Genomic DNA, 10,792 nt, shown 5'->3' on the forward strand with positions numbered 1-10,792 from the left:
TAAAGTTCAACGACAGGACACCTAATGATAGGTAATTTTCAGCCTCAAAAAGAGATCCGTTTTATACTTTTTAGTTTTTTGCTTTTAATTGTATTGGCGGCAGGATCAAAAATATTAGATTTATATGAGCTATCGGTGATGAACACGATCACGGATGATCTATATGAACACCCTTTAAAAGTGTCCAATGCGGCACTGGCAATCAAAGCTGAAGTGTATAAAATACATCGTGATATGAAAGACATTGCTTTGTCCGAATCGAAAGAGCAGTTGGAAAAAGGGATTAAGGAAGTCAATGCGCATGAAAAACATGTCTATATTTATCTCAATCTTATTCGACAAAATAAGCTGGACGATGAAGGCTTAAAGCTAGAAGAGCAGACAAAAAAGCTCTTTCAGGATTGGAAACCGATACGGGATGAAGTGATTCAAGCGATCAAAAACCATGAAAGAACTAAAGCGATAGCGATCACTCAGGGCAAGGGTGCCGAGCATGTGTTAAAACTGGAAGTCTCGAGTTCAAAACTCAATGATTATGCCCATATGAGGGCCATTGAGTTTAAAAATCACTCCGATTCCAGATATCGGCAAATGAAAATCATACTTGCTGCAGTCGGAATAATGTTGTTGATTCTATTTCTTATCGTGGCGTATTATACCGTTCGACGAATTTCGCTCTATGTTGCCCGGAATCAGCATCTAAGCCATGTCCTTTCTGTCATCAGAGATGTCAATAAGCTCATTTTACGTGAGAAAGACCGCCAAGTATTGATTCAGGAGAGCTGTAATATTTTGGTTTCCAATCAAGCGTACGGAAATGCATGGATCCTCCTGTATGATGATTCAAAATGCTGTGAGCATATCGCCGGTTCAGATAACTCGGAAACGTTCGAAGCATTCAAAAATAAAGTTAAATCGGGCTGGGTACCCTACTGCATCGAAAAAACAGCCGAGAAAAAGAGTGATCATGTATTGATTGAAAATACAAAAATGAGTTGTTTGGAATGCCCTTTGACAGATCGATACACGAGCAAAGGAGCCTTTAGTATTCAACTCGAATACAATGGAAAAACATATGGCAACTTGACACTCTCTGTCAATGAAACTTATATTTATGATCCTGAAGAAATTGCACTCTTGCATGAAGTTGCCGGCGATATTGCGTATGCCCTTTTTAATTTTGAGACCGAAAAAAACCTGCAAGACCAAGAGCGTACACTCCGGTATTATAAAGATCTCTATGAAAATATGATAGACAGTGTCGAGAATATGATTTTCGTTAAAGGAATTGATTTCACCTATATCGTCTGTAATCAGGCATTTGAAAAATTTGTGGGAAAATCGAATCAAGAAATCATCGGAAAAAGCGATTATGATATTTTTTCGAAAGAGGTCGCAGATTTCTTTAGAGAACATGATCAGGTGATGTTTGCAGAGAAAAAAGGCAAATCGAATTTTGAATGGGTGACCTATCCGGACGGGAGAAAAGTCTATCTTTTTACCGTAAAATCTCCGCTGATGGATTCGGCAGGAAATTTTCTGGGATTGATCGGCAACTCTGCCGATCTGACGGAACAAAAAAAAGCCCAGGATGCTCTCTATGAAAGCGAAGAACGGTTCAAAGCACTCATGCAGCAATCACCATCAGTTATAGAACTGTATGATTTAAATGGCTTGCAGATTGACGTCAACCGTGCGTATGAAGAACTCTGGGGATTCCCGGCCGAACGTACACTCCGAACATTCAATCTATTTCAAAGCGATGAGTTAGTCAAAACCGGTCTGATTGACTATGTACGGCGAGCCTATGCAGGAGAGTCAGTGTCGGTCCCTTCTTATGAATATGATTCTTCAGGCCTGACAGAAGGGCGTGGAATGGGGAGAAAACGGTGGTTGAATACCCGTATTTACCCGCTCAAAGACAACTCCGGCAATATCAAAAATATCGTTATTACCCACGAAGACATTACCGATAAAGTAGATAATTTCCAGCAATTGGTCCAAAAGAAAAAAGAGTTGGAAACGATATTGCAAGAGGCGCCGAATCCCATTATGCTGCATAACGAAGATGGCCAAGTTTTGATGATCAATCATGTGTGGCAAATACTGAGCGGATACACGTATGAAGAGATTGACACCATCGATAAATGGATTGAAAAAGCATGCGATAAACATAATTCGCCGATGATTGATAATCTGGCTAATCTGTATTCTATCGAAGAGAAAACAGATATGGGTGAATCATCGATTAAAACCAAAGACGGCAACACCATCATTTGGCAGTTCAGTTCCGCACCGTTAGGGATTATAGACGGAAAACGGACGGTTGTAACATCGGCAATGGACATTACTGAATTAAAGAAAAAAGATGATCTGATGATGGCGCAGTCCCGCCACGCGGCTATGGGAGAGATGATCGGAATGATTGCCCATCAATGGCGTCAGCCTATCGCCGGCATCGCTATGGATGCCAACAATATGCTATTGGACATTGCACTGGAAACATTTGATAACGACGCAGCTGAAGGGTATGCGCAGGACATATTGGATCAGACCAAACACCTTTCCAAAACCATTGATGATTTTAGAAATTTTTTCAAATCGGATAAGGCCGTTTCCCGCGTGAATATTCAGGAAGTTATCGAAGAGACTTTTACCATTGTCAAAGAGAGCCTTATCAATCATAAGATAGAAATCAAGACCGTCTATCATTCTGAAACAAAAATCGATGCTTATTCTCGAGAATTGATGCAAGTTTTTGTTAACATTATCAACAATGCAAAAGATGCCTTGATCTCTTCGAAAGTGAAAGAACCCTGGATCTCCATAAAAGTCTATGAGGATGATTTGTATGTCAATACCGTCATATGTGATAACGGCGGAGGTATCGATCCGGCTATTTTTTCAAAACTGTTTGATCCGTATTTCACGACCAAAGATGAAAAAACAGGAACAGGACTGGGACTCTATATGAGTAAAATGATTATTGAAGATCATTTACACGGAGTCATTGAAGCCTCAAACAGTGTTTATGGAGCATGTTTCAGGGTCAGATTGTTGAAAAAAACATCATCGTAAAATTAAAATAATTTATCTTATTTTTTTATTATTATTTCCTTATTTATTAAGCAGTATTATAAACTAACAATAATATACAACAGTTATCAGGAAAATTCGGAATGAAAGATCAGCTTAAAAATAAAGTAGAATCACTCAAATTAAAAGCGGAATCCTTTTCAATACTTTATGTTGAAGATGAAGAGGATCTGCGTGAAAAAATGGCTCTATTTCTCTCCAAAATTTTTAATCATGTCGAAACAGCTCCCGATGGAGTTGAAGGGTTTGAGAAATACCTGCTAAAACCTTACGACATCGTCATCACCGATATTTTGATGCCAAAAGCCAATGGTCTGGAATTGATCGATAATATCCGTAAAATTAATACGAAACAGGAAATTATCGTTATTTCGGCTTATACCGACTCAGAGTATTTGACACAGTGTATTCAGTTGGATGTAACCGGTTATATCATCAAACCGCTCGATTTCAACCTCGTTTTGACCGTGCTGGAGAGTTCAGTCGAGAAGCTGAGTGCATTTCGGGAAAATGAAATGTATAAAACCAAACTTGAAACGATGGTCGAAAAAAGGACCGCGGAAGTTACTCAGCTACAGGAAGAGCGTCTGTCAAACTATGATCATGCGATACATTCTCTCGTGAAGATGATTGAGGCACGGGACACCTATACCGGCGGTCACAGTGAGCATGTTGCATCGTATTCGAGGGATATCGCCAAAACGATGGGATGTGTCAATGAGGAGTGTGATCTGATCTATCAAGCCGGAATATTGCATGATATCGGAAAAATTGTTACCCCGGATGCTATATTGCTCAAACCGGGAAAATTGAGCGAACAAGAATATGCTCTTATCAAAAATCATGCAACGGCAGGGTATGAAATCCTCTCAGAAGTCCCGATGTACCATAAACTTTCGGATATTGTATATGCGCATCATGAACATTATGACGGGAGCGGTTATCCCCGTTTTTTAAAAGGAGATGAAATTCCGCTTCCGGCACGTATTATGGCTGTTGCCGATGCATTTGACGCAATGACGACCAGCCGAATATACAAAAAGAAAAAGAGTGTTTCCGAAGCGATCGATGAGCTGAAGAAATTAAGCGGTATTTGGTATGATCCAAGCGTTGTTGAGAACGCAGTAACTATTTTGGAATCGGCAGATGTCACTTCGTATGGGGCTCAGGAGCCTGATTCGCATATAGACGATGAACGCTTTGCCTATTTTTATAAAGATCCTCTGACACATCTGTATAACCATGATTATTTCGATGCTTTGCTGCAGAAGAATAAGGATGAAGAAAAAAATTTATGTTTAAATATACTCTATATCCGTAATTTCACATCCTATAATCGCGAGTACGGATGGAGCGAAGGAGATATTTTTTTAAAACAATTCAGCGATTATCTTCGGTCTGAATTTTCAGACTACCAAATTTTCAGAATTTTCGGCGATGATTTTGTTTTGCTGAGCAAAGCACACCGAGAAATAGATGTAGTACAAATCAATAATACCCCTTTGCTCAAAAAATACCATTTGTATTGTGGACATAGACACTTACATACTGAAAATACCGATATTAACAGTTATAAAGATCTGCAAGAGTCCAGCTAAACGATTAGACTGCAGCGTCCCCTACCCGATTTCGGCCGGATCCTTTTGCATGATACAGCCCCTGGTCAGCACGCTTAAAGAGTGAAGAGATGGTGTCGTTTTCTTTAAACGTAGAGATTCCAAGACTGATTGTCACTGTTTCTATGAGCGGAAAGCGATCTTTTTCAACAGCTATGCGCAGTTTTTCTGCCAGTGCGTGGACATTATTCAAATCAATCCCCGGGCATAAAATCAAGAATTCTTCACCGCCCCAACGTGCAAATATATCGATCTTCCGTATATTTGACTCTATGGTTTTGACGAGATGTTGAAGAATTTCATCACCAATATCATGTCCATAGGAATCGTTTATGGATTTGAAATGGTCTATGTCGATCATGATCATGGAAAGAGGAAGCGAATATCTTTTTGCACGCTCTGCTTCAAGATCAAACAGTGCTTCAAATTTATGCCGATTGTAAATGCCGGTCAGATTGTCGATGCTGGCGATCCGTTTTATTTCCTGATTTAAGAGATTTTCTTGGGTGACATCTTTTCCGCTGGATACATAACTGATAATATTATTTTGATCATCTTTCATCGGAGTAATGGTTTTGTTCTCATAATACAGATCACCGTTTTTCTTTTTATTGATAATCGTTCCTCGGAATACATTCCCTTTCAAAATGGTTCTCCAAAGTTCCTGATAAAATTCCTTGCTATGTTTTCCGGACTTCAGCAACGTGAGCGTTTTAGCAAGAACTTCATCTTTTTCATACCCTGTCTGGTGTAAAAAGGCTTGATTGACATAGGTTATTTTTCCGTATTTATCGGTGATCGCAACGGCATCATCGATTTGTTCAACGACCTTTGAAAGCTTTTCGATTTCCAAACGTGATTGCTTAAGCTCACGCATGTCCATTAAAATTCCCGAGAACACGTCTCCCTCGACCGTGGCGCTGATCATAGCCGGTACGCTGAGTGAATTCCGATCGAGCAGCTCTATTTCCATATTGGTAACATACCCCGTTTTACGCAAAATCTGGATAAATTTTTTACGCTGTTCAGGTTTGGAATATCGGATACCACTGTCCTGACCAATTAAATCTTTAGACGATTCATAACCGAGCATCTCACACAAAGCCTGATTGACATAGATGATCTTTCCGGATAAATCGGCGCTGTATATGCCGATCATTGCATTTTCGACGAGGTTTCTATATTTTTTTTCCGATTTTTCTATTAATAGTTGAGCACTTTTTTCTTCGGTGATGTCTTGAACGATCCCTCTCATTTTGAGAGGGTTGCCAAGCTCATCCCACTCGGTATTTCCCTCTTCCAGGACATATCGTATCGATCCGTCTGACTTGATTATCCGATGCTCGACACAGTAATTTATGTTACTCCGAAGACTTTTAGCGACAGCTTCTTGGACTTTTTCTTGATCATCCGGATGGACTTTTTCCATAAATGATTCATACGTCGCTGTAAATTGTTGCGGATCCAGTCCGAAAATACGGTAAATTTCGTCTGACCACCATAAAATGTTTGAATGGATGTCCCATTCCCAGTTCCCGAGGTGAGCAATCTTTTGTGCCTGATTTAAACTTTCCGTTAATTTTAAAAGGCTTTTTTTACGCTCCAGGAGAATCTTTTGGCTCCGATGCATATACATAGCGAACCAAAAGCCTCCCAAAACCGTTGTAATGCTTAATCCGTATAAAAGATTGATCAGCAGTTCCTGATTTTTTTGGAAAAATGTTTGAGGGAGATTGATAAAGGTACTTTGGGATGCAATCTCCGGCGGTAAGGTAATCGCATGCTGTTTGAGTGCTAACACATCAAAAACCCATCGGTTACTGCCTTGACGAGCCTTTGGAAGGGGCGATTCAGGATGGGACAATATTTCCAATGCCAATTTTCCGGCTTCGATTCCCTGTGCGTTACCATCGACAATATATCCTCCAACTACTCCCTGTTGGATATAAGTATCCTCAAGCGTAAAAACGGTATAGCTGCCCGCATCTTTGATCTGCTTCAATATATGATTAAGATTGATCAACTCGCCCTCAGGTGAACGAAAACCGCCCACAGATGCCAAGATGACTGCTTTGCCTTTATAGGACTTAAGTCTATTTAAAACACTCTCAAAATTTTGAGTGTTTGCAAATTGTATTTTTATCTTCTCATAATGCAGTGTGTCGTTTTCAATCTCTCTTTGGGTTGCTTTGGCCGTTCTAGACCCGTCACCGATAACCAATACTTCTTTCTGATCGGGAAATACTTTCGTTATTAGATCTAGATTAGGAAGGATCTCTTTTTTTTCAAAGACACCGGTATACTGGGCGGTTTCCAGTATTTCTTTTTTGGAGAGATCATTGATGCCTGAAAAAACGACAGGAGTTGAGGAAAAAAGCTTCTCTTTGTTACGTATCATAAAAGAGAGCGCACTGTCATCCGTTACATAGATGAGTTTCGGTTGGTACCCCTGATATTTATGGCTAAAATAATGGATAAAAGACTCTTCATAATCTTTATCAAAATGACGGCGTTTTGTATCGAGATATTCTGCAGAATAAAGCGGATAAAGGTTTTCCGCACTATTTAATACTTCTCTGAAACCGTTATCTTCATTTTTTGTCCATGGATAGTTTTCATGGTAGGAATGAACGACAAATACTGAATTGTCCGCACTCAGAAAATTTGTGAAGAAAAGAAATAAAAACAGTACAAGCTTAATCAATAAAACCTCATTTTTTATATAGTCCATATTATATATTGATATGAATAAAAATCTGATAACGTTATTCAACAATAAAAAAAACATTAAGGAATAAAAAATACATTTTCAAGATAAATTTTATTAATAAATACAGTTATAATTACACTATCAAAGAATAAAGAAGATGGGATACAATTGAACAAAGTTTATTTAGCAAAACAAAAAATTTTCAATGTGAACGGCAAACTTTTCGCATACGAACTTCTTTTTAGAGACCATGCCCATGGAATCAAGCTATTTCCCACGAATATACGCGCCACTTCCCAGGTTCTGTTAAATACCCTGACCAACATCAATATCAATGCATTATTAGGTAATAAAGGAATCGCTTTCATCAATCTGGATGAGCATGTCTTGACGTCCGGAATTGTCGATATGCTGGATAAGGAAAGATTTGTTTTAGAGATTTTAGAAACGACGGATCTGAATGAGAAAGTTCTTTCCCGTATCCAGCAGTACCACAAAAGAGGATTTAAAATAGCGATTGATGATTTTGATTGCAGTGCAGAGATGATTAAAAAATTCACCCCGATACTAAAATATATCCATATCATCAAAATGGATGTACAGGTCGCGGAAAAACAGAATCTAAAAAATGTCATGAGCAAAATCAAACAGCTGGGTATCAAAGTGCTGGCTGAAAAAGTTGAAACGGAAGAAGAATATAAAATGTACCGGGATATGGGGTTTGACCTGTTTCAGGGATATTACCTGCACAAACCTGAAATCGTAGAGATGGACCGCTATAAAGATGCAACGCAAATCATTATTTTAAGCTTGATCAAATTGATCAAAGATGACTCGGAAATAGCCCAAATAGAGTCATATATCAAGCAACGGGCGGATTTGTCTTACAAATTGGTGAAATTCATCAATAATCAGTGGAAATTTGATAATAAAATCGAATCCATTACCCAGGTTATTACCCTGCTTGGAAGAGACAAACTTTTACGCTGGCTCCTTTTATACCTCTATGCCGAAGTCTCTGAAAACCCTATTTCGGAGAGTATCATGAACATCGCCATGAAAAGAGCTGAAAGGATGGAAGAGGATGCTCCGCAGAGTGAAAAAGACAAAGCCTACCTTTCGGGTATGTTCTCTATGCTCGGAGCTCTTTTTGAATCCGATATCAAAGACGTTGTCAAAGATATCAATATTCACCAAGACATCACAGACCTTATCATCGATAAACGGGGGAAATTCATCACCAGTTTCAGAAAAGCCGAATGCACTGAACGTGAATATTTAAAACACCTGATGTTCAATAACTTTGACAAGATCGATATCTCCATGCTGTTATATGCATTGGAAATCAGTAATATTTCTATCGACAAAGACAAGCTTTAAAAAATCATTCACTAAATTCAGGTTGTTCGTTTTACAATGAAGAATGAACAATATCTCTAATATGAGAAAAAGGGGCTGGATTTGTTAGATAAGTTAGAAATCGTTGAACGACAGAACAATGCACTCCAGAAACTGAATGAAATCGCCTCAATATCGAATATCAATCCCAAAGAGACGCTGCGGCAAGCTCTAATTGTCGGCAAAGAATATTACGGTTTGGAATTTGCCATCGTAAGTCATATCGTAGGAGAAGACTATACGATCGAAGTACAATCCTCCCCTACCGAAACACTGTATGACGGACAACTGTTTGCCCTCGGTTCTACGTATTGCAAAACGACACTCGAAATCGATGATGTTTTGGCGATTACCGATGTCACCAAATCAAAATATGTCGGCCATCCATGCCATAAAGAGTTTGAGCTTGTCTCCTATATCGGCGCTCCGGTTCGGGTGAACGGTATCGTATACGGCACGATCAATTTTTCTTCGCCTACGGCGCGCCATTTGGAATATGATGACATCGATATTGAATTTATGCGCCTGCTGGCACGTTGGGCCGGAGCATTTTTGGAAAGACAGTTCGCGCTCGATGAGCTCTCATTGACCAAAAAACGGTTTGAACTTATTTTTGAAAACAATGCATCCGGAATATTAGTCGTCGATGAGAATCGCTCGATTATCATGGCGAATAAGCGCTTTTGCGAAATGATAGGCTATAGCAAAAATGAGCTTTTAGAGGGAGATGTCACTATTTTTCATACGAGTAAAAAATCTTCTGAAATCTTTCAGCACCATTTTATCGATGCGCAAAAAGGTTCCATTCGCAAGTTGGAGTATGAATTAAAACCAAAAAATTCCAAGAATATTTTATGTGAATTTTTCGGTTCTCCGATAGAACTATCCAAAAACAGCTTTGGGGTCGTCTGGAGCATCATCGATATCACTGCGCAAAAAGAGCTACAGCATGAGCTTGAAAAACAAGCGATAACGGACTATTTGACAGGCCTCTACAACAGACGCTACTTTACCAACCGCTTAGAAGAAGAATTATCCAGAATCAAGCGCAGTCAAAAAACCGTCAGTTCTTTATTGATGTTCGATTTGGATAAATTCAAACTCATCAATGACACGTTCGGGCATTTAACAGGCGACACCGTTTTAAGAGAGTTCGCCAATATTTTAAAAAACAATCTGCGCAAGTCGGATATTATCGGTAGAATCGGAGGAGAAGAGTTTGCTATGATTCTACCCGACACCGATTTGGAAAGTGCCGTTATTTTAGCCGACAGAATAAGAGAAGATGTCGCTGCACATACGATAACTGCCGATTGGAAACAGATCCATTTTACGGTGAGTATCGGTCTGACTTCGTTATCGTGCAATGACAACAATTCGGACAGCGCTTTTTCACGTGTAGACGACGCCCTCTATAAAGCAAAGAAAAATGGGCGTAACCGAGTTGAATACAACGTATTGTCATCAATATCCTGAATATTGCTTTTTTTATTTAGAGGTTTGAATACATCCTGTATTGATTTCATCCTGCGTCGATTTGAGGATAGCCCGTATTTTCGTGTCATCGCTTATCGCTTTGGCCAGCAGTTTTACTGCTTCATCACCTCTTCCGGTACGGCACAAAAGCAGCGCCAGATTGTTCAGTGCAAGGGCATGCGACGGCTTAAGGGCTAAGAGTTTGCGGTATGTCACTTCGGCTTCAGACAGATTCGAGATATTAACGTAAGCATTTGCCAGGGCAAAAAGAATATCCGTATCCTCAGGCCAGCGTATCAATGCACTTTTATAGGCACTTACAGCGCCTTCACTCTCCCCTGTTTTCTCAAAGTCATACGCGGCACGCAGAAATGTTTTGGATGAAACCGAAGCAGGAAGCTCTCCCGGAGGGAGAAGGACAATGCCCCAGTTACCGCTTCGTTTCCACAGTGCGGCAAAGGTAGCGAGCGGTACTGATTCGTTCGGCTGATCCGAG

The 10,792-nt window shown here is 39.7% G+C and carries 6 protein-coding genes; 4 read left to right on the forward strand and 2 right to left on the reverse strand.

Features of this window, described 5'->3' with window-relative positions; all coding sequences use genetic code 11:
- The first annotated feature begins 24 nt into the window (after nucleotides 1–24).
- On the forward strand, nucleotides 25–3,078 hold the full coding sequence (locus WAO38_RS00660; protein ID WP_422233348.1) for a PAS domain S-box protein: 3,054 nt from the start codon (nucleotides 25–27) through the stop codon (nucleotides 3,076–3,078).
- Between the two features lie 101 nt (nucleotides 3,079–3,179).
- A complete protein-coding gene (locus WAO38_RS00665) occupies nucleotides 3,180–4,694 on the forward strand; it encodes an HD domain-containing phosphohydrolase (RefSeq protein ID WP_422233350.1) in 1,515 nt (504 codons plus the stop codon).
- Nucleotides 4,695–4,698: 4 nt separating this feature from the next.
- Here the strand turns inward: WAO38_RS00665 and WAO38_RS00670 are convergent, their stop codons facing one another.
- Complete coding sequence (locus WAO38_RS00670) at nucleotides 4,699–7,416, reverse strand: ABC transporter substrate binding protein (RefSeq protein ID WP_422233352.1); 2,718 nt, start codon at nucleotides 7,414–7,416, stop codon at nucleotides 4,699–4,701.
- Between the two features lie 213 nt (nucleotides 7,417–7,629).
- On the opposite strand from WAO38_RS00670, the gene WAO38_RS00675 reads away from it, so the two are divergent.
- Together WAO38_RS00675 and WAO38_RS00680 are read left to right on the forward strand one after the other, a co-directional pair.
- Nucleotides 7,630–8,802: an EAL and HDOD domain-containing protein gene (locus WAO38_RS00675; RefSeq protein ID WP_422233354.1), complete on the forward strand. Its 1,173-nt coding sequence runs from the start codon at nucleotides 7,630–7,632 to the stop codon at nucleotides 8,800–8,802.
- A gap of 81 nt (nucleotides 8,803–8,883) precedes the next feature.
- On the forward strand, nucleotides 8,884–10,296 hold the full coding sequence (locus tag WAO38_RS00680) for a diguanylate cyclase (RefSeq protein ID WP_422233356.1): 1,413 nt from the start codon (nucleotides 8,884–8,886) through the stop codon (nucleotides 10,294–10,296).
- Between the two features lie 12 nt (nucleotides 10,297–10,308).
- Here the strand turns inward: WAO38_RS00680 and WAO38_RS00685 are convergent.
- The coding region (locus WAO38_RS00685) for a tetratricopeptide repeat protein (protein ID WP_422233358.1) at nucleotides 10,309–10,792 on the reverse strand (484 nt) is incomplete at its 5' end.

The sequence above is a fragment of the Sulfuricurvum sp. genome, from assembly GCF_049277495.1.
In the GTDB taxonomy this organism is placed as follows: domain Bacteria; phylum Campylobacterota; class Campylobacteria; order Campylobacterales; family Sulfurimonadaceae; genus Sulfuricurvum.

Coding starts and splice junctions, on each gene's coding strand:
- WAO38_RS00660 (WP_422233348.1), top strand. CDS start 25: ATGATAGGTAATTTTCAGCCTCAAAAAGAGATCCGTTTTATACTTTTT.
- WAO38_RS00665 (WP_422233350.1), top strand. CDS start 3,180: ATGAAAGATCAGCTTAAAAATAAAGTAGAATCACTCAAATTAAAAGCG.